Genomic DNA, 19,101 nt, shown 5'->3' on the forward strand with positions numbered 1-19,101 from the left:
AATCCACCGGAAAGATCGTGACTTGAGAAAGACATACCGGCTTCTACGCGCCCACGTTCTGCAACGGCTGATCCCGCGGTCGCGTGTCGCTTTCAATCCGCGCAAGCCGGTGGAAGTGGTCGGCTATCTGTCGATGGCGGTCGGCGTCGGTGAATCGGCGCGGCTCTGCGCCGGAGCGCTTTCGGAGGCGGGACGGACGATATCGCTCTCCGACGTCAGCACGCATCCCGACGCGAATTCCTTTCCCGGATGGGCGCCGCCGCGCGCCCCCAGCGAGCCGCCGGGAAGCCGGATCTGGCACCTCAATCCGCCGATGCTGCCGCGTGCCATCCTCAAGAAGGGTGTCACGAATTTCACCCGCGCCTTCAATATCGGCTATTTCGCCTGGGAACTGGAAGTCGTGCCGGCCGAATGGCGCAATGCCATGCATTATATGAACGCCGTCTTCGTGCCGTCGGAATTCACCCGGCGGACGATTGCGCCGCTCACCAAAGCGCCGGTCATCGTCGTTCCGCATCCGGTGACCGAGGCGGCGGCGACGGAAGGCATGCGGGAGAAGTTCGGCATCGAGAGGGATGCCTTTCTTGTCAGCTTTATCTTTAGCGCCGGCTCCTCGATCAACCGGAAAAATCCGCGGGCGGTCATCGAGGCTTTCAGGATATTTGCCGCCGAAGCCCCAAGCGCCTTCCTGCTGATGAAGGCAAGTGGCGATGTGAACAAGGATGAAGCCTTGCGTGCGCTGGTCGCCTCGGTCGCGGGCGACGCCCGGATCAGGATCGTCACCGACAGGCTGTCGAACGCCGATGTCAACGGCCTCATTCGCTCCTCCCAAGCCTATCTTTCGCTGCATCGTTCCGAGGGTTTTGGGCTGACGGTTGCCGAGGCGATCATGCAGCGCACGCCGGTTATTTCCACTTCCTGGTCGGGCACGGCGGATTTCTGCGACCCCGACAATTCATGGCTGGTCGCCTCTCCTCTCATTCCCGTCGTCGATACTCATCCGGAATTTGCCGGGCTCGACGGTGCGGTCTGGGCGGATCCCTCTCCTCAAGCCGCAGCCGCGCATCTCAGCGAGATTTATCGCGCGCCCGAGCTGGCGCGGGAGAAGGCCGAGAAGGCGCGGGCGTTCCTGCTGCGCTACCTCGCCGAGAATAGCTATGAGAAGGCGCTTCAGACGCTGGCGGCGATGCAATCCAGCTAAGGTGAGGTCGTCACTCCGCTTTATTTTAATATTTTCGCATTAGAGATGACGGCTATGCGGCTTTAGAGCATGTCGCGCAAAAGTGTGCAGCAGTTTTGCGATAACGGCATGCGTAAAAACAAAACCTGAATCGCGAGGAGCGAATCTGAAAGATCGCGACGCGCTTTAGGCCGATGCTGGCGGATGGACAGATGTCGAAAGGTATTATCGCTAACTCGGTGATGAATGCGGCAGCAGGCATGCTGCTGCTGCTGACGGGCTTCGTCTCGTCGATCATCACCGCACGGCTGCTCGGGCCGGAGGCCAATGGTATCGTCGCCTTCTCGCTCTGGCTGGTGGTCACGGGCGCCTCGATTGCCGAGCTCGGCTCCAGCATCACGCTCCTGAAGACTCTGCCGCAGTTGTCGGTCGAAGGTTACGATGCGCGCCGCCGGCGGGGATTTGCCGCCATCCTCGTCAGCTTCATGATGTTTTCGACCGTCGTGCTGCTGGCGCTCTACGCGCTGTTCTTCCTGACCTCCGAAAAGATGCACTGGGCGGAGACCGCGCCATCCGTCGCACTGGTCACGGCTGCGCTGTTCTTCGTCCAGGCGATCGGATCCTTCGTCAAATTCTACCTGATCGGCGAAAAGAAGCTCGGCGCCTTCTTCAAGCTGACGGTCGCTGTCTCGATCGTGCAGCTTGCCGGCGTTGCCGCCGGCGCCGTTTTCTACGGTGTCGAGGGTGTTCTCGTCGGTTACGCGTTCGGCCAACTCGTCTTGTTTTTCGCCACGCTGCCGATCCTGCTTGCGCGGCGCGATTGGTGTGGGGTCTCGCTGAAATATCTCGCCTCCTCCTCCGTCATCCTGTCGATCCAGTTCATCATCGATTCGATTTTCCTCAACCGGCTCGAGCTGCTCTTTTTGCAGCAGTTCTGGTCTGTGGAGATGGTCGGCTATTATGCCGTCGGCCTGTCGATCGCCAATATCGCGCTGCAACTGCCGATCCAGATGACCGGCAGCCTGCTGCCCTATTATTCCGAGCGGCGCCATAATAGCGACGATTCCACCTTGCCGGTCGAGGTCTTCGCCGCCGTCACCCGCAGCATGGCCTATATCGTACTGCCGATGAGCCTCGGGCTTGCCGCGATCTCCAGCGAGTTGGTGCTGGTGGTGTTCGGCGAAGCGTTCCGCCGCAGCGGAACGGTGGTGGCGCTGCTTGCGCTCGTCGCGCCGGCCTATACCTTCATGCAGATCCTCAGCCTCTATCTGTTGTCGATGGACAGGGCCCGCTCCCGCCTCAAGATCAGTGTGATAGGTGGCCTTCTGATGGTAGTCGGTTGTTTACTGATCATACCTAGGCTTGCGGCCGAGGGTGCTGCACTCGTGCGCATCCTCGTCTTCGTTGCAATGTCGGTGATGATGATCAGACAGACAGGATTCGGATCCCAGCTTTCAAGCCTCTACACAAGCCTGACAAAGGTGACGCTCGCCTCCGTGCTCTGTGCTTGTGGCGCGATCTCCGTGCTGGAATTCGTCCAGGGTCCGATCGGCCTCGTCGCCGCGATCATTGCCGGCACATTCTGCTATTTCGCGGCGCTTCGCGTGCTGCGCGCCGTGCCAGCCGAGGATGTCGAGGTCATGCGGTCCATTCTCGACAAAATGCCGCCCATGCTGCGGCGGCCTGTGGGACGCGCGATCAATTTCATTGCGCCGCGGCTTCCGGGCGACCCCGACCGCGCCAAGGTGGCGCCGGGTGAATTTTCGCTCGAACCGGCCGAGGGTGCGGGACGCGGTGCTGCCCTGCCTGTCGTCTTCGACGGCACGATCGGCCTGTTCATGCCTGAAAATCCCACGGTCAAGAAGCGGTCGGCCGCCGTGCTCTTCGTCAGCCCCTGGGGTTTCGAGGAAATGTGCAGCCGCAAATTCTTCCGGGTCGCCGCCGAGCATTTTTCCGATATCGGCGTGCCGAGCCTGCGCTTCGATTATCGCGGCACCGGCGATGCGCTCGATTTCGACGCGCTGCCGGCAAGGCTGGAAACCTGGGAAAATTCGATCCGCGCAGCCGCCGCCAAGCTGAAATCGCTCTCCGGCTGCGACCGGGTCATTCTTATCGGACAGGGCCTCGGCGCAACGCTTGCCCATCGCATCGGCGCCTCGATCGACGGCGTCGACAGCCTCGTCATGCTGGCGCCAGTGCTGAGCGGTCGCGCCTATCTGCGCGAACTCAACATGTGGTCGAAGATCATCGACGCCGATCTCGGCCTCGGCAAGGAGCATGTCCAGACCGCGAAGGTGCAGATCGCCGGGCTCGCCATGCCAGACGAGATCGCCGCCGAGCTCGGCAAACTCAATATCGCTTCGCCGCAGGGGCTGGCAGCATCGCGCTATCTGATCCTCGAACGTCCGGCCAAGGCCGACGATACCGGCTTTGCCGATGGGCTGAAGGCGCTTGGTGCCGATGTCGAGCAGACGGTTTTCGAAGGTTATGACGAGCTCGCCACCAATCCGCTGTTTGCCAAGACGCCGACAGCCGTCGTCGAGCGGTTGAGAACTTGGCTGGAGGCGACGACGACAGAGACATCCGCCGCCCACTCACCTGACGTGATCGAGAACCCGCCGCTTGCCGGCGAGGGTTTTGTCGAAGCGCCAGTGCGTTTCGGCAGCCACGATCATCTGGTCGGCGTCGTCAGCCGGCCGCTCGGCGAGATCCAAGGCAATGCCGTTCTCTTCCTGTCGACGGCCTATGACCGGCATGCCGGCTGGGGACGCACCACGGTGGATATGGCGCGCGAACTCGCGCGCCAGGGCGTCGTGTCGCTGCGCTTCGATTCGGCCAACGTCGGAGACAGCCCGCCGCGGCCGGATGCGCCGGAGCAGGTGCTTTATTCCAGTACACAGACCGAGGACGCGGTTGCCGCGCTCGATTTGCTCGAAAGCGTCGTTGCGGGTCCGATCATGGTGGCCGGCCGATGCAGCGGCGGTTATGTCGCCTTCCGCGCCGGTGTTGCCGACGAGCGATTGAAGGCGGTCGTCTCGATCAATCCCTTCGTCTACTACTGGGATCCGGAGATACCGGTGCGCAAGGAGCATGTCGTCTCCGTTCCTCGCAGCCTCGATGATTACGGTCAGCGGCTGGCGCGAATGGATACGCTGAAGAGGCTCATCAGCGGTCAGGTGGATGTGGTATCGGCGCTGCAGAATATCGTCATCGCCGGCGGCCGGCGTCTGTCGCCCTGGATCGCGCCGCTGCTCGAGCTGCTTCCCGACCGGCGCCATATCGCCCGCGAAGTCCGGCATTCCTTCGCGCAGTTCGGCAAGCGCAAGGTGCCGCTGACGCTGATCTACAGCGAAGGCGACGTCGGGCTCGACCACGTCTATTTCCATTTCGGGCCGCGCGGCGCCAAGCTTTCCCGCTATCCGAACGTGCGGCTGCTGATGCTGCCGGATGCCGACCACAATCTGACGCCGCCGCAATCGCGCAAATTCGTGCTCGACGAAATTATCCGCCTGGCGAGAGCCTGACGGATTTCAGGCGGGCAGGATCAGGTCCGGTCGGCGGTGACGACGTTCAGTGACCGATAGAGATCGATGTAACGCCCGGCGACGATGTTCCAGGAATAACCGCGGGCAGCGTCGAGAAGGCCGGCACGAACGGCGTCCGGTTGGCGTGAAAGAGCGTCATACGCGGCTTCAATCACTGTTGCGGCGGTCTCGGGATTGGTGAAATCGGCCAGCGTGATGACCGGATGCCGGCCGGCAAGCGTTGTAAAGGCGTCGTTTGCGTTCAGCACCGGCAGCAGGCCGGCGCTCATCGCCTCCAGCGCCACCAGGCCGAAACCTTCATATTCCGAGGCGGAGGCAAAGAGCGAGGCCTCGGCGATGATGCGCCGGATGGCGCCGTTGTCGGGTGAAACATGCAGGGTGATGCGGCCGGAAAGGTTGCGGCCCACGATCGCGGCTTCGACATCGGCTCGGTTCAGATCGGATTCGGCCCCGACGATGTCGAGATGCCATTCCGGGTCGCGAGCCTTCAGTACGGCCATCGCATCGAGCAGATGGTCCAGCCGCTTGTTCACCGAGAACCGGCCGATGGTGATGATGCGGCGCTTTGCCCGGCGCGAAGCGGTATCGGCGAACTTGCCGATATCGGCGCCGTTTTCGATCAGCAGGCTGTCCGGCACGATCTCGGAAAATTGCTTGAGGTCGGAGGCGCTGCAGCACACGACGCGCCGGTAGGCGAGCGCCGAAGCGCGGGTCAGCGTGCGGAACCAGATCTTCTTGATCGCGGCGTATTTCCGCGTGTGGAAAAAGCCGCCATGGGTGGTGACGATCATCGGCTTGCCATGCAGCAGCCGGCCCCAGGCGAGCGCGTCGAAGAAGAAGTCGATGGCATGGACATGCACGAGATCGGCATCGGCGAGATGGCGGAAAACTTGAGGCGCCAGCGGATAACGGCTGCTGCCGGACCAGGGAATGCGCACCACCTCGATACCGTCGATATTTTCGCGCGGCGGCAGTTTGTTCTGAGGTTCGGTAAACAGCGAATCGAGGGTGACGACGCGAACGCGATAACCGCGGCGAACGGTCTGGCGGCCAAGATTGGCGACGACGTCTTCCAGGCCGCCACGGTTCGGCAGGAATTGGCGCACGACATGGACGATCAGCGGCGCCGTTTCCGGCTGCGGCTTCTCGCGCACCCTGTCTGCCTCGACGATCGCCATGTTCCACCTATCGCTGCGCGCCGCTTCGAGCCGACGCGGAACTCTTATAGCAACGACCAGCTATCCCGGGTGTTAAGCCGCGGTTTAAGCGACGTCATGCAAGGCAATTCTTCGCGAAGAGGGTTAACCGTATCTGAGAAGGAATTCAGAAAGCCTTGAAGGTCAGCGTCGTCAGCGAGCGGACGATGCCGGGAATATTGGCGATGTTGTCGTTGATGAATTTGCCGATATCCTGGCCTTCCTCGATATAGACCTTCAGCAGCAGGTCGTAGTCGCCGCTTGTGGAGTAGAGCTCCGAGACCAGTTCGGTCTGGTAGATGGCGTCGGCGACCTCATAGGTCTTGCCGGGGGCGCATTGGAGCTGGACGAAGATCGGCTTCATGGGGATTTCCTGCAGATGTTGTTTGGCTGATATAATGGTCGAAAGCGCCATGCCGATGCAAGCTGTTCGTCATGCGGCCGGGTTGGCGGCCGCTTCGGCGACGATCCAATCGCGGAAGGCAGCAAGCGGCGCATAGTCGGCGCGCTCGGGCGGAAAGGCGAGATAGTAGCGCTCGCGGCTTTCCATTTCACGGTCGATGGCGGCGACGAGGTCGCCGCGCCTGAGTTCCTCCTGCATCAGGAATGTCGGCAACAAGGCGATGCCGAGGCCGGCGATTGCTGCCTGCGCGGCGGTGGCGAACTGGTCGAAGAGCATGCCGTGCACGTTTTCGAAGGACACGCCGTTGCCGGCAAACCATTGCTCCCAGGCATCCGGACGCGTCGTCAGGTGCAGCAGCGGAGCGGCAAGCAGATCCTGCGGCCCGGAGATCGCGTATCGCTTCAGAAAATCCGGGCTGCAGGCCGGCACCGTGCGCTCGGACATCAGAAAGGCGAGTTCGGCGCCCGGCCAGTGCGGATGGCCGAAATGGATGGCGGCGTCGATCGAATCGAGGCGGAAATCGAACGGCGAAAGCCGGGTCACCAGATTGATCGTCACACCGGGATTGGCGGCGAGGAAGCGTCCGAGGCGCGGCGCCAACCAGCGCGTGCCGAAGGTCGGCAGGATGGCGAGATTGAGCGTGCCGCCATGTGGATTGGCGCGCAAGTTCAGCGAGGCGCTCGATATTCGCCGCAGCGCCTCGCGAATTTCGCGGGCATAACTGTCGCCGGCCAGCGTCAGCCGCATGGTCTGGCGTTCGCGCAGGAAGAGTTCGACGCCGAGCTGCTCCTCCAGCGCTCTCACCTGGCGGCTGACGGCGCTCTGCGTCAGATCGAGCTCGCGCGCGGCCGCCGTGACGCTGCCGGTGCGGGCAACTGCCTCGAAGGCGGCGAGGTGCGAAATCGACGGTAGAAAACGCCTTGAAGCGAACATGTTCATTCCATTTCAGAATGAGCTATTTCCAAAATGTCGATATTTCCGCCTTTGTGGCTGAAGTAAAGAGGCTGATCCTGCAAAAACGGAATGAGCCGGAGTTTCTCAGATGCCGCAAGCCTTCGTTTCCCCAGACCGTATCCGCTCGCAGTTCACCGAGGCGATGTCGCAAATGTACCGGGCGGAGGTGCCGCAATATGGCACGCTGATCGAACTGGTGGCGGATGTGAATGCCGGCTGCCTCGAAAACAATCCCGATCTGCGCGAGCGGCTCGCCCGCGCCGGCGAGCTTGATCGCATCGACGTCGAGCGTCACGGCGCCATCCGGCTCGGCACGGCGGACGAGCTCTTCACCATCCGCCGCCTGTTTGCGGTCATGGGCATGCAGGCGGTCGGCTATTACGATCTCTCGGTCGCCGGCGTGCCGGTTCATTCCACCAGCTTCCGGCCGGTCGACGAGGCAGCGCTCAACATCAACCCCTTCCGCGTCTTCACCTCGCTGCTGAGATTGGAGCTGATCGAGGACGAGGGGCTGCGCGCTGAAGCCGAAGCCATTCTGGCCGCACGGCGCATCTATACGCCGCGCGCCGTTGCGCTGATCGAGCGTCACGAGCAAAACGGCGGCCTGACGGAGGCTGAGGCAACGGAATTCGTCGCCGAGGCGCTCGAAACCTTCCGCTGGCACGGCGAGGCGACGGTCAGCGGCGAAACCTATAAACGCCTGCACGATGCGCACCGGCTGATCGCCGACGTCGTCAGCTTCAAGGGGCCGCATATCAACCATCTGACCCCACGCACGCTCGATATCGACGCGGTGCAGGCCCGCATGCCGGAACGCGGCATCACGCCGAAAGCCGTCATCGAAGGGCCGCCGCGCCGTCATTGCGATATCCTGCTGCGGCAGACGAGCTTTAAGGCGCTGGAGGAAACGATCATCTTTTCCGGTGACGAGGATGCGGTTCAAGGGACGCATACCGCCCGGTTCGGCGAGATCGAACAGCGCGGCGTGGCACTGACGGCCAAGGGCCGGACGCTCTACGACCGGCTGCTCACTTCCGTTCGCGGTGAGGTGCAGGTCGGCGCCGGCGGCGCCAAGGCCGGCGCCTACGACCAGGAACTCGCCGAGCGCTTCAAGGCGCTGCCAGATAGCTGGGACGAGCTGCGCAGGCAAGGTCTGGCCTTTTTCCGCTATTCGCCGACGCCTGCCGGCATTGCTGCGGCTGGGGGCACCTCGCTGCCCGGTGATCCGGAAACGCTGATTGCCAAGGGTTACCTCGCCTTCGCACCGATCGTCTACGAGGACTTCCTGCCCGTCAGCGCGGCCGGCATCTTCCAGTCGAACCTCGGCACCGACCAGCAGCAGAATTATGCGACGCATTCTAACCGCGACGCCTTCGAGGCAGCACTCGGCGCCGCCGTTCAGGACGAGCAGGCGCTTTATGCCGAGCGCCAAGACGCTTCGTTGAATGCGGCGATGGAGGTGCTCGGCCTTGCGGACCTGCAGCTGAAGACTGTGGCGTGAAATGCCGGCTTCAACACGTGGCTTTCTGGGTTAGAGTAGCGCAATTTCGATCCGATCGGACCAAACCATGCTGAATGATCCGCGCTCCCACGGTCTCTGGGAAAAGACCGCCGGCGAACCGCCGGCCACCGCACCTCTCCAAGGTGCGGTATCGGCCGATGTCGTCATCGTCGGCGGCGGTTATACCGGTCTCTCCTCCGCACTGCACCTTGCCGAAGCCGGGTCGAAGGTGGTGTTGCTGGAGGCGAAGGAAATCGGTTTCGGCGGCGCGGGGCGCAATGTCGGCCTGATCAATGCCGGCATGTGGGTGATGCCCGACGATCTGCCCGGCGTGCTCGGCCCGGTGCATGGCGAACGCCTGCTGGAGCTGCTCGGCAATGCGCCGAAGCTGGTCACGGAACTGATCGACAAGCACGGAATTGCCTGTGAACTCGAACGCAAGGGCACGCTGCATTGCGCCGTCGGCGCCGACGGGCTGAAGGAGATCGAGGCCCGCGCGGCGCAATGGTCTGCGCGCGGCGCGCCCGTGACGCTGCTCGATGCGGCGGAGACGGCCAAACGAATCGGCAGCGATGCCTATACCGGTTCGCTGCTCGATATGCGCGCCGGAACGCTGCAGCCGCTCTCCTATGCGCGCGGCCTTGCTCATGCGGCCGTCAAGGCGGAGGTCGCCATTCATACGTCGAGCCCCGTCATCGCGACGGAGCGCAATGGCAGCCGCTGGACCGTGAAGACGGAAAGCGGCGACGTCAGCGCCGACTGGATCATCGTCGCGACCGATGCCTATAGCACCGGCCCTTTCGAGCAAGTGCGCAACGAACAGGTCTATCTGCCCTATTTCAATTTCGCCACGGTGCCCCTCGGCCACAATCTGCGTCAGTCGATCTTGCCGGGGCGGGAGGGCGTCTGGGATACCAAGGATATCCTTTCCTCCTTCCGCATGGACCAGGCCGGACGTCTCGTCTTCGGCAGTGTCGGGGCGCTGCGCAATACCGGGCTTGCCGTGCACAAGGGTTGGGCCAAGCGCGCCCTGAAGCGGCTCTTTCCTGATATCGGCGATGTCGCATTCGAGTGCGAATGGTATGGCCAGATCGGCATGACCGACAATGCGCTGCCGCGCTTTCACAAATTCGCACCGAACGTTATCGGATTCTCGGGTTACAATGGCCGCGGCATTGCGCCGGGCACGGTCTTCGGCCGCACGCTCGCGGAGCATATTCTCGGCCGACTTCCGGAAGCCGATCTGCCGTTGCCGCTGACGTCACCGACCGAGCCGAGCTTCCGTGCGCTAAAAGAAATATGGTACGAAGCCGGCGCTCAGGTCGCCCATTTCGCCGATGCCCGCTTCTGAGAAGCGATAGACGTATCTGAGAATAATATGATTGGAACCACGACAATGACCATCGCCGTCCTCGATCTCGCCACCGAAACCGCCAAGCTGCTTGCCGACCTGGGCGTCGATGCCGGCCGCTATCACGGCGGCACGCTTTCCGTCACCTCGCCGGTGACCGGCAAGGAAATCGGCAAACTCAGAGAACATTCCGTTTCCGAAACGAAAGCGGCGATCGAAGAGGCGCACAAGGCCTTTCTCGAATGGCGTGACGTCCCGGCGCCGAAGCGCGGTGAGCTGGTTCGTCTGCTCGGCGAGGAACTGCGCACCGCTAAGACGGCACTCGGCCGTCTCGTCTCGATCGAGGTGGGCAAGATCACCTCGGAAGGGCTCGGCGAAGTGCAGGAGATGATCGATATCTGCGATTTCGCTGTCGGCCTTTCCCGTCAGCTCTACGGGCTGACGATCGCCACTGAGCGCTCCGAGCACCGGATGATGGAAAGCTGGCATCCGCTCGGCGTGGTCGGCATCATCTCTGCCTTCAACTTTCCCGTTGCCGTCTGGTCGTGGAATGCGGCCCTTGCGATGGTCTGCGGCAATTCCACCGTCTGGAAGCCTTCGGAAAAGACGCCGTTGACCGCCCTTGCCGTGCAGGCGCTGTTCGAAAAGGCGCTGAAGCGCTTTATCGCCGAGGGCGGCACGGCGCCGGCCAATCTGTCGACGCTGATCATCGGCGGCCGTGAGGTCGGCGAAGTGCTGGTCGACCATCCGAAGATCCCGCTCGTTTCCGCCACCGGTTCGACCGCCATGGGCCGCGCCGTCGGTCCGCGCCTGTCGCAGCGTTTTGCCCGCGGCATTCTCGAACTCGGCGGCAACAATGCGGCGATCGTCTGCCCGAGCGCCGATCTCGACCTGACGCTGCGCGGCGTCGCCTTCTCCGCCATGGGCACGGCCGGTCAGCGCTGCACGACGCTGCGCCGTCTGTTCGTGCATGACAGCGTCTACGACCAGCTGGTGCCGCGCCTGCAGAAGGCCTATGGCTCCGTCACCATCGGCAATCCGCTCGAGACGGGCACGCTTGTCGGACCGCTGATCGACGGCCAGGCCTTCGAGAAAATGCAGTCGGCACTCGGTGAGGCGAAATCGGCCGGCGGCAAGGTGACCGGTGGCGATCGCGTCGAGAATGGCTCGGCCGATGCCTTCTACGTCCGTCCGGCGCTCGTCGAAATGCCTGCGCAGACCGGCCCGGTCGAGCACGAGACCTTCGCGCCGATCCTCTATGTGATGAAATACAGCGATTTCGACGCAGTGCTGGCCCTGCACAATGCCGTGCCGCAGGGGCTGTCGTCGTCGATCTTCACCAACGACATGCGCGAGGCCGAAACCTTCGTCTCGGCGCGAGGCTCGGATTGCGGCATTGCCAACGTCAATCTCGGGCCGTCGGGTGCGGAAATCGGCGGCGCCTTCGGTGGCGAGAAGGAGACCGGCGGCGGCCGCGAATCCGGCTCGGATGCCTGGAAGGCCTATATGCGCCGCTCCACAAACACGATCAATTACGGCAGGACGCTGCCGCTTGCCCAGGGCGTCAAGTTCGACGTCGAATAAGCCGGCTGAAGGAAGAAGGCGGCGCTTGCGAAGCGTCGCCTTTTGGCCAAATTGAGATTTATTCCCTCTTAATATGAAAAGTTTCGTCAAGTTATTGTGATGCGTTTTCCACGCAGGCCAAACTTGAAATTGTTAGTCAGGAAAAATATACGCCTCTGATCGCCCCTGGAGAACTCGGGTGACATCGCTACGGAGGCCATCATGAAAACTGCTCTTAACCGTTTTTCCCTTACGCTTGCCGCTTCGCTTCTTTCCGCCACTGTGCTCGCCGGCAACGCGCATGCGCAGGATGAAGGTCTCGTCGTCTACAATGCCCAGCATGAAAGCCTCGGCCGCGAATGGATCGATGCTTTCACCAAGGAGACGGGCATCAAGGTCACCATGCGTCAGGGCGGCGACATGCAGTTCGCCAACCAGATTATCCAGGAAGGTGACGCCTCTCCGGCAGACGTGTTCCTGACCGAGAATTCCCCGGCCATGACGCTGGTCGATGGGGCGGGCCTGTTCGCTCCGGTCGAAAAGCAAACGCTGGATCAGGTTCCCGAGCAGTATCGTCCGGCCGACGGCATGTGGACGGGCATTGCCGCCCGCACGACGGTTTTCGCCTATGACAAGACGAAGCTCACCGAGGACAAGCTGCCGAAGTCCTTGCTCGATCTCGCAGATCCGGCCTGGAAGGGCCGGTGGGGTGCGGCACCCGCCGGCGCCGACTTCCAGGCGATCGTCGCCGCTCTGCTGCAGTTGAAGGGCGAAGACGCCACCAAGGCATGGCTGAAGGGCCTCAAAGACAATGCCACGCCTTACAAGGGCAACAGCGTCGCCATGAAGGCGGTCAACGCCGGTGAAGTGGAAGGCGCGGTCATCTATCACTACTACTGGTTCGGCGATCAGGCCAAAACAGGCGAAAACAGCAAGAATGTCGGCATGCATTATTTCAAGAACCAGGATCCGGGCGCTTTCGTCAGCGTTTCGGGCGGCGGCGTCCTGAAGTCGACGCAGCATATGAAGGAAGCCCAGGCTTTCTTGAAATTCGTTACCGGCAAGGCAGGCCAGGCGGTTCTCAAAAACGGCACGTCCTATGAATATGCCATCGGCAAAGATGCGCCTTCCAACGACAAGCTCACGCCACTTGCCGATCTCAACGCACCAAAAGTCGAAGCTTCGACGCTTGATAGCAAGAAGGTCGTCGAGCTGATGACGGCCGCCGGCCTGATCTGACGCCTCTGCCGCAGGCTTCGCCGGACCAAAACTATTGCTTTTGGCTCAAGAAAACCTTAGGGCATGACAATATCCGGCAACCGCTTTGCAAAAGCGGTTGCCTTCCTTTTTCAGCGTGTGAAGGCATCGGCCTTGCTGCAGGACAACAGATTGCTCGCATCCGGCAACGAGGCGCCGGTCGCGCCGAAGGCCGCGCGAATGCTCTTGCCGCGTGGGCGCATGCCGCATGCTTCGGTGATGTTTCTCGCAACGGTCGTTGCGATCTTCAGCCTGGTGCCGCTCGGCTTCATCGGCTGGATAACCTACGATGTCGGCTGGGAAACTGTGAAAACGCTGGTCTTCCGGCCGCGTGTCGGCGAACTTCTCGTCAATACGGTTCTGCTTGAGACAATCACCATTCCGCTGTCGATCGCCCTTGCCGTGACGCTTGCCTGGCTGACCGAGCGGACCGACATTCCATTGGCCAGGCTCTGGGCCTGGTTGGCGATCGCGCCGCTTGCCGTGCCCGCCTTCGTGCACAGCTATGCCTGGGTCAGCCTCGTCCCCGGCATGCGCGGCCTGCAGAGCGGCGTCTTCATCTCGGTGATCGCCTATTATCCCTTCCTCTACCTGCCACTTGCCGCGGCATTGCGTCGGCTCGATCCGGCTATCGAGGATGCGGCGGCCTCGCTTGGCCTCAATCCCTGGCGTGTCTTTTTCCGCGCCGTGCTGCCGCAGTTGAGGTTTGCTCTTTGCGGCGGCTCACTGCTGATCGGGCTGCATCTGCTTTCGGAATACGGCCTGTTCGTGATGATCCGGTTCGACACCTTCGCGACGGCGATCGTCGACCAGTTCCAGTCCTCCTATAACAGCCCGGCCTCCAACATGCTCGGCGGCGTGCTCGTCGCCTGCTGTCTCTTTCTGCTCGGTCTCGAGGTGCTGGTGCGTGGCAACGAACGTTATGCCCGCGTCGGTTCCGGCTCGCCGCGTCCGGCGGACCGCCGGCGGCTCGGCTGGTTCGTGGTGCCGGCCGTCCTGCTGCCCTTGGCGCTGGCGGTTCTGACGCTCGGCGTGCCGCTGGTGACGCTTGGCCGCTGGCTCTATCTCGGCGGCGCCGAGATCTGGCGCATCGAGGTCGGCAGCGCCTTCTTGCAGACGATCGTGCTTGCCATTGCCGGCGGCGTGCTGGCGACGATTGCCGCAGCGCCAATGGCCTGGCTTTCCGTGCGCGCGCCCGGCCGCATCCAACGCCTGCTCGAAGCCTGCCATTATTACGTCGGCTCGCTGCCGGGTGTCGTCGTGGCGCTGGCGCTGGTGACGATCACCGTGCGTCTCGTGCTGCCGCTCTACCAGACCTTCGCAACGCTCATCGTTGCCTATGTCATGCTTTTCCTGCCGCGCGCCATGGTCGGGCTGCGCGCCAGCATCGCCCAGGCCCCGGTGGAGCTGGAGCGCGCTGCGATGGGCCTCGGCCGCACGCCGGGTCAGGCCGTACGGCAGATCACCATGCGGCTTGCAGCGCCGGGAGCAGCCGCCAGCGTGGCGCTGGTCGCGCTTGGCATCACCAATGAATTGACGGCGACACTGATGCTGTCGCCCAACGGCGTCGATACGCTGGCGACCAGATTCTGGTCGCTGACCAGCGAGATCGATTACGTTTCGGCCGCACCCTATGCCTTGATGATGATTGTTCTGTCGCTGCCGCTCACCCTGACACTCCATACCCAATCGAAACGGACCGTCGGCCAATGACGCTGCTTACGATCGAGAACATCAGCAAGCGCTATGGCCCGGTGCAGGCGCTGAAGGATATTTCGCTCGATGTCCAGGCGGGCAGCCGCACCGCCGTCGTCGGCCCCTCCGGTTCGGGCAAGACGACGCTGCTGCGCATCATTGCCGGTTTCGAGCAGCCGGATGCCGGCAGGGTAACGCTGGATGGCGAGTTGCTCGCCGACGGCCCGGCGGCGATGCCGGCCCATAAGCGCGGCATCGGCATCGTTTCGCAGGACGGCGCGCTGTTTCCGCATTTGAGCGTTGCCGAGAATATCGGCTTCGGTTTCGAGCGAGGAGCAGTGGATCGCGACAAGCGCATCGTCGAGCTGCTCGATATGGTCGAGCTTGATCGCGGCATGCTGGTGCGGCGCCCGCATCAGCTTTCCGGCGGCCAACAGCAGCGGGTGGCGCTCGCCCGCGCACTCGGTCGCAAGCCGCGGCTGATGCTGCTCGACGAGCCTTTCTCGGCTCTCGATACCGGGCTGCGCGAGAATATGCGCAAGGCGGTGGCGCGCGTGTTGCAGGCGGCCGGCATCACCACCATTCTCGTCACCCATGATCAGGAAGAGGCGCTGACCTTTGCCGATCAGGTCGCCGTGCTGAGGGAAGGGCGGCTGATCCAGGCAGGGTCGCCGCAATCCTTGTATCTGCATCCGAGGGATCGCGAGACGGCTCTGTTTCTTGGCGATGCCGTGCTGCTTCCGGCCATCATCCGAAACGGCCAGGCAGACTGCGCGCTTGGCAATGTCGCGGTCGAAGGCAATCGTCAGGGTAAGGCGGAGATCATGCTGCGGCCCGAGCAAATTCGCGTCGTTGCCGATGATGGCGATCGCAGCTATGGCGGGCGTGTCGTCGAGGTGGAGTTCGGTGGCGCGGTCTGCACCGTTGCCGTTTCGCTCGACGGCGTCGCCCTGCCGCCGATCCTGATCAAGACCTCGAGCGTCGCGCTGCCGGCGCGCGGCGATCTCGTTCGCCTGGATATTGCAGGCAAGGCGCATGTCTTCGAGAGTTGAGGCCCGATGACATGCAGCGACTTCAGGCGAACTTGCGCACCACATCTTCCGGCTCGATGCCATCGAGCCAGCCGCCGGTAAAGCCGGCGCGCTCGAGCCCGAGGCGGATGACCGGCGATTGCCGCATCAGCTTCCAGATGAAGTCGGAGCGCTCGTTCTCGATCGTCATGACGACAAGACCCTGGTCGATGCCGACGGTGCGGTCGTCGACCCAGCCTTCCGGCCGCTTGGTCTTGACCGTCGGGTTGAAGCCGCCGGGAAAGCCGCCTTCCAGCAGCAGGTTCGGATAGGTGGTCAACAGCGCCTTGGTGCCGTCGAGAGCCGCCTGCTTGTCATAGGGCAGGCAGGCAAGCGCCGCCCAGGGTGCGATCGTGCCGTCATCGGGCCCGAGCGGCGCGCCGCGTGCGGCATAACCCAGAACCTTCGGCTGGCGGCCGCCGCGCATGCGCCGTGTCGGCGGCGGGCCGTCGCAGGCGGAGAAGCCCCAGATATTCCTGTTATAGCCGACGAACTTGCCGGGATTACGCTCGGCATAATCCCGCTGGACGTTGATGACGACCTGTGTGTTGCGGAAATAATCCCAGTTCCGCTCGGCCATCGGTCTGTCCCGGATGCCGCGGAAATCGATCCAGGCATGCGAAAAGAGATGGATGAACAGCGGCCCGGCATAGAGATAGGACTGTTCGCCGTGCAGCATCCAGGAATAGCTCGAGGTAAAGGCGTCGTAGCATGACTGCGGGATAGGGTGCGTCGGCGAACCGAGTGCCAGCGCATAGAGGATGATCGCCTCGTCGAAGCCGTGATAGCGCCAGCGCAGGAAGCCGGAAGAGGGCTTCCAGCCCATGCAAATCGTGTCACCCTTGTTCAGGGCCCAGCGCCAGTCGACGCGCTCGTAGATAAAGGTCGCGAGTTCGCGGATTTCCGTTTCCGTTTCGTCATCCTCGCGATCGAAATACTGCGCTGCCGTCAGGATGCCGGCAACCAGCAGCGCCGTGTCGATGGTCGAAAGCTCGCTGTTCCAGGCACGATGGCCGGTATCCATGTGCAGGAAGTGGTAGAAGAAGCCGCGGTGGCCAGTTGCGTGGCGCTCCTCGCCCTGGCGCGCCTCGGCGAAGAAGCGCAGCGTATTGACCGTGCGTTCGGCCGCTTCCCCGCGGCTGATCCAGTGGCGCTCGACACCGACAGGATAGGAGGAAAGCCCAAAGCCGACGGCCGCGATGCTCGCCGGCACGCCGCTGATCGAAGTATCAGCCACCAGGCCATTTTCGGGATTGGAATATTTCAGGAAGTATTTGAATGCCGAATGCTGCAGCCTGTCGACGAGTGCTGCATCAATGTCTTCAATCCGTTGCAGCATAGGCTCCTACCCAACTGTTGCATCGCCCCATGCTTGAACATGGCGGCCGTCCCCGGGCAAATCAAACCTTTTTGATTCGCAGGGATAAGAGAACACAAATGGGCGGAACTGGTCGTTAATAATTATTGGTGAAATAATATCTAGCAGAAGTCATATAAGCGGTGCAGCAAAAAGCTCCGATCGCGCTACCAGCGCGGGCTGTTTTCCCGCAGTACTTGTTTTCTCGTTTCTTTTTGGAGCAGCCGACGAAGCTTGGCTTTACCGTCCAACCGCATAGGCCTGCATGAGGCGCGGGGTCGCTGCGGCCCGCAGCAGCCCGTCGGCATCGCGTCCTGCTGCGGTGAGCCGGCCGATGGTCCAGGGATCGGTGACCGTCAGCTTGTGGCCCTTGCGGGTCAGCGCATCGAGCACATCGGGGCCGAAATTCGCTTCCGCCATCAGGCTGCCGGGTTCGCGGGTGCGCGGATAGAAGGAGCTCGGGAAATGCGATGTGTGAAACAGCGGCTGGTCGATCGCCGCCTGGAGGTTCAGCTTGTGGTGCGCATGGCGCAGGAAGAAGGAAAGCTGCCATTGTTCCTGCTGATCGCCGCCCGGCGTGCCGAAGACAAGGGTCGGCCGCCCCTCATAAAGGCCGAGCGAAGGCGTCAGTGTCGTGCGCGGCCGCTTTCCCGGTGAGAGCGAGGTCGGCAGGCCCTGCTTCAGCCAGAACATCTGGGCGCGGGAATTGAGGCAGAAAGCCGAGGCCGGGAACGGTGGGTGAGGATTGAAGCCAGCCGCCGGAGGGGGTGACGGACACCATGTTGCCGTCGCGGTCGATCACGTCGATATGCACGGTGTCACCGCGTTTTTCCAGATGCGCCATGGTCGGCTCGTAGACGGCACCGGTCTTGGAATCGGCGCCGAGCATTTTCAAAGTCAGATCATGCTGCGCCTCGAAGCCCGGAATGATGCCGGGGCGAAGATCGAAGGAGGCATCCGCACCGATGAGCTTGCGGCGTTCGGCGGCATAGGGCTCCGACAGCAGATGCGCGATGGGAATCTCGGAAAAATCAGGATCGCCGTAATAGACTTCGCGATCGGCGAAGGCGAGTTTCATCGCTTCGACGACGGTATGGACGAATTCGGCGCCGACCGGGTCGATCGCGGTGAGATCGAACCCCTTGAGGATCGACAGCGTCTGCAGGAACACCGGGCCCTGGCCCCAGGGCCCGGTCTTGGCGATCGTCCAGCCGTGATAATCATAGGTCAGCGGCTCTTCGATCGTCGCCGACCAGTTGGCCATGTCATTGGCGGTCAGCACGCCTCTGTGACGGCTGCCGCTCGCATCCATCACTTCGGCGGTCTTCAAGTAGGCGTCGATCCTCTCGGCGACGAAGCCGCGATAGAAGGCGTCGCGCGCCGCCTCCACCTGGGCTTCGCGGCCGCTTTTCGCCTCGGCTTCGGCAATGACGCGCTTCCAGGTGTCGGCCAGCACCGCGTTCCTGAAATTCGCTTGTGGCACGGGGACGCTGCCGCCGGGTAGCCAGGTCTGGTGGGACGTCGGCCATTCCTTCTCGAAGAAAGCCGCCAGCCCCTTGATGGTGGCGGAGACGCGCGGCAGCAGGGGATGGCCGTGCTCGGCGTAATAGATCGCCGGTTCCAGCACGTTACGCACGCTCATCGTGCCGTAATCACGCAGCATCAGCATCCAGCCGTCGAAGGCGCCGGGGATGACCGTTGCAAGCAGGCCGTCGCCGGGATCAGCGTCAGACCTTCGCTGGTATAATGCTCGATCGTCGCGCCGGCGGGGGCATGCCCTTGTGCTGAGATGACCTCGACCTTGTCCTTCTGCTTCGAATAGATCACCGCCGGCAGGTCGCCGCCGGGGCCGCAGAGATGCGGCTCGACGATCTGCAGCACGAAGCCGGTCGCCACCGCGGCATCGAAGGCATTGCCGCCCTTTTCGAGAATGCTCATGCCGACCGCCGAGCCAATCCAGTGCGTCGATGTGACGACGCCGAAGGTGCCGAGGATTTCGGGACGGGTCGTGAATGCGGTCATTGCAGAT

Annotated in this window: 12 protein-coding genes and 1 pseudogene; 8 read left to right on the forward strand and 5 right to left on the reverse strand. The window is 62.7% G+C overall.

Annotated elements, in window-relative coordinates:
* The first annotated feature begins 22 nt into the window (after positions 1 to 22).
* Together ATY29_RS25435 and ATY29_RS25445 are read left to right on the forward strand one after the other, a co-directional pair.
* The gene (locus tag ATY29_RS25435; RefSeq protein WP_097533233.1) at positions 23 to 1,201 is read left to right on the forward strand and encodes a glycosyltransferase family 4 protein; all 1,179 of its coding nucleotides are present in this window, start codon (positions 23 to 25) and stop codon (positions 1,199 to 1,201) included.
* 191 nt (positions 1,202 to 1,392) lie between these two features.
* Positions 1,393 to 4,704, forward strand: coding sequence for an oligosaccharide flippase family protein (locus tag ATY29_RS25445; protein WP_097533387.1), 3,312 nt, complete (start codon positions 1,393 to 1,395; stop codon positions 4,702 to 4,704).
* 20 nt (positions 4,705 to 4,724) lie between these two features.
* Here the strand turns inward: ATY29_RS25445 and ATY29_RS25450 are convergent, their stop codons facing one another.
* From ATY29_RS25450 to ATY29_RS25460, 3 genes are all read right to left on the reverse strand, one after another.
* Positions 4,725 to 5,903 carry a glycosyltransferase family 4 protein gene (locus ATY29_RS25450; RefSeq protein ID WP_003567504.1) on the reverse strand — a complete coding sequence of 393 codons (1,179 nt, stop codon included), beginning with the start codon at positions 5,901 to 5,903 and terminating at the stop codon, positions 4,725 to 4,727.
* 145 nt (positions 5,904 to 6,048) lie between these two features.
* The gene (locus tag ATY29_RS25455) at positions 6,049 to 6,285 is read right to left on the reverse strand and encodes an Lrp/AsnC ligand binding domain-containing protein (protein WP_003567502.1); all 237 of its coding nucleotides are present in this window, start codon (positions 6,283 to 6,285) and stop codon (positions 6,049 to 6,051) included.
* Positions 6,286 to 6,354: 69 nt separating this feature from the next.
* Positions 6,355 to 7,263, reverse strand: coding sequence for a LysR family transcriptional regulator (locus ATY29_RS25460; protein ID WP_037091815.1), 909 nt, complete (start codon positions 7,261 to 7,263; stop codon positions 6,355 to 6,357).
* A gap of 103 nt (positions 7,264 to 7,366) precedes the next feature.
* Here ATY29_RS25460 and hglS point away from each other — a divergent pair, with 103 nt between their 5' ends.
* The 6 genes from hglS (at position 7,367) to ATY29_RS25490 (ending at position 15,697) form a co-directional block, all read left to right on the forward strand.
* A complete protein-coding gene (gene hglS, locus ATY29_RS25465) occupies positions 7,367 to 8,779 on the forward strand; it encodes a 2-oxoadipate dioxygenase/decarboxylase HglS (RefSeq protein WP_097533234.1) in 1,413 nt (470 codons plus the stop codon).
* A gap of 67 nt (positions 8,780 to 8,846) precedes the next feature.
* Entirely contained in the window at positions 8,847 to 10,130 is a 1,284-nt protein-coding gene (locus ATY29_RS25470; RefSeq protein WP_097533235.1) for an NAD(P)/FAD-dependent oxidoreductase, read from the forward strand.
* 45 nt (positions 10,131 to 10,175) lie between these two features.
* Complete coding sequence (gene amaB / locus ATY29_RS25475; RefSeq protein ID WP_003567494.1) at positions 10,176 to 11,714, forward strand: L-piperidine-6-carboxylate dehydrogenase; 1,539 nt, start codon at positions 10,176 to 10,178, stop codon at positions 11,712 to 11,714.
* Positions 11,715 to 11,915: 201 nt separating this feature from the next.
* Positions 11,916 to 12,932 (forward strand): iron ABC transporter substrate-binding protein, encoded by a 1,017-nt coding sequence (locus tag ATY29_RS25480; protein WP_003567492.1) that lies wholly within the window; start codon positions 11,916 to 11,918, stop codon positions 12,930 to 12,932.
* 63 nt (positions 12,933 to 12,995) lie between these two features.
* Positions 12,996 to 14,663: an ABC transporter permease gene (locus tag ATY29_RS25485; RefSeq protein WP_097533236.1), complete on the forward strand. Its 1,668-nt coding sequence runs from the start codon at positions 12,996 to 12,998 to the stop codon at positions 14,661 to 14,663.
* Positions 14,660 to 15,697, forward strand: coding sequence for an ABC transporter ATP-binding protein (locus ATY29_RS25490; protein WP_003567489.1), 1,038 nt, complete (start codon positions 14,660 to 14,662; stop codon positions 15,695 to 15,697). The genes ATY29_RS25485 and ATY29_RS25490 overlap by 4 nt, the downstream gene beginning before the upstream one ends.
* A 22-nt stretch (positions 15,698 to 15,719) precedes the next feature.
* Here ATY29_RS25490 and ATY29_RS25495 read toward each other — a convergent pair whose 3' ends face one another.
* The gene (locus ATY29_RS25495; protein ID WP_025417316.1) at positions 15,720 to 17,054 is read right to left on the reverse strand and encodes a glucoamylase family protein; all 1,335 of its coding nucleotides are present in this window, start codon (positions 17,052 to 17,054) and stop codon (positions 15,720 to 15,722) included.
* 258 nt (positions 17,055 to 17,312) lie between these two features.
* A pseudogene (locus ATY29_RS25500) lies at positions 17,313 to 19,094 on the reverse strand (gamma-glutamyltransferase family protein).
* Between the last annotated feature and the right edge of the window lie 7 nt (positions 19,095 to 19,101).

It is taken from the genome of Rhizobium hidalgonense, from assembly GCF_002914525.1.
Classification (GTDB): Bacteria; Pseudomonadota; Alphaproteobacteria; order Rhizobiales; family Rhizobiaceae; genus Rhizobium; species Rhizobium hidalgonense.

Bases quoted from the DNA above. Each gene is read 5' to 3' on its own strand.
- ATY29_RS25445 (WP_097533387.1), top strand. From the start codon at position 1,393: ATGTCGAAAGGTATTATCGCTAACTCGGTGATGAATGCGGCAGCAGGC.
- ATY29_RS25450 (WP_003567504.1), bottom strand. From the start codon at position 5,903: ATGGCGATCGTCGAGGCAGACAGGGTGCGCGAGAAGCCGCAGCCGGAA.
- ATY29_RS25455 (WP_003567502.1), bottom strand. From the start codon at position 6,285: ATGAAGCCGATCTTCGTCCAGCTCCAATGCGCCCCCGGCAAGACCTAT.
- ATY29_RS25460 (WP_037091815.1), bottom strand. From the start codon at position 7,263: ATGAACATGTTCGCTTCAAGGCGTTTTCTACCGTCGATTTCGCACCTC.
- hglS (WP_097533234.1), top strand. From the start codon at position 7,367: ATGCCGCAAGCCTTCGTTTCCCCAGACCGTATCCGCTCGCAGTTCACC.
- ATY29_RS25470 (WP_097533235.1), top strand. From the start codon at position 8,847: ATGCTGAATGATCCGCGCTCCCACGGTCTCTGGGAAAAGACCGCCGGC.
- amaB (WP_003567494.1), top strand. From the start codon at position 10,176: ATGACCATCGCCGTCCTCGATCTCGCCACCGAAACCGCCAAGCTGCTT.
- ATY29_RS25480 (WP_003567492.1), top strand. From the start codon at position 11,916: ATGAAAACTGCTCTTAACCGTTTTTCCCTTACGCTTGCCGCTTCGCTT.
- ATY29_RS25485 (WP_097533236.1), top strand. From the start codon at position 12,996: ATGACAATATCCGGCAACCGCTTTGCAAAAGCGGTTGCCTTCCTTTTT.
- ATY29_RS25490 (WP_003567489.1), top strand. From the start codon at position 14,660: ATGACGCTGCTTACGATCGAGAACATCAGCAAGCGCTATGGCCCGGTG.
- ATY29_RS25495 (WP_025417316.1), bottom strand. From the start codon at position 17,054: ATGCTGCAACGGATTGAAGACATTGATGCAGCACTCGTCGACAGGCTG.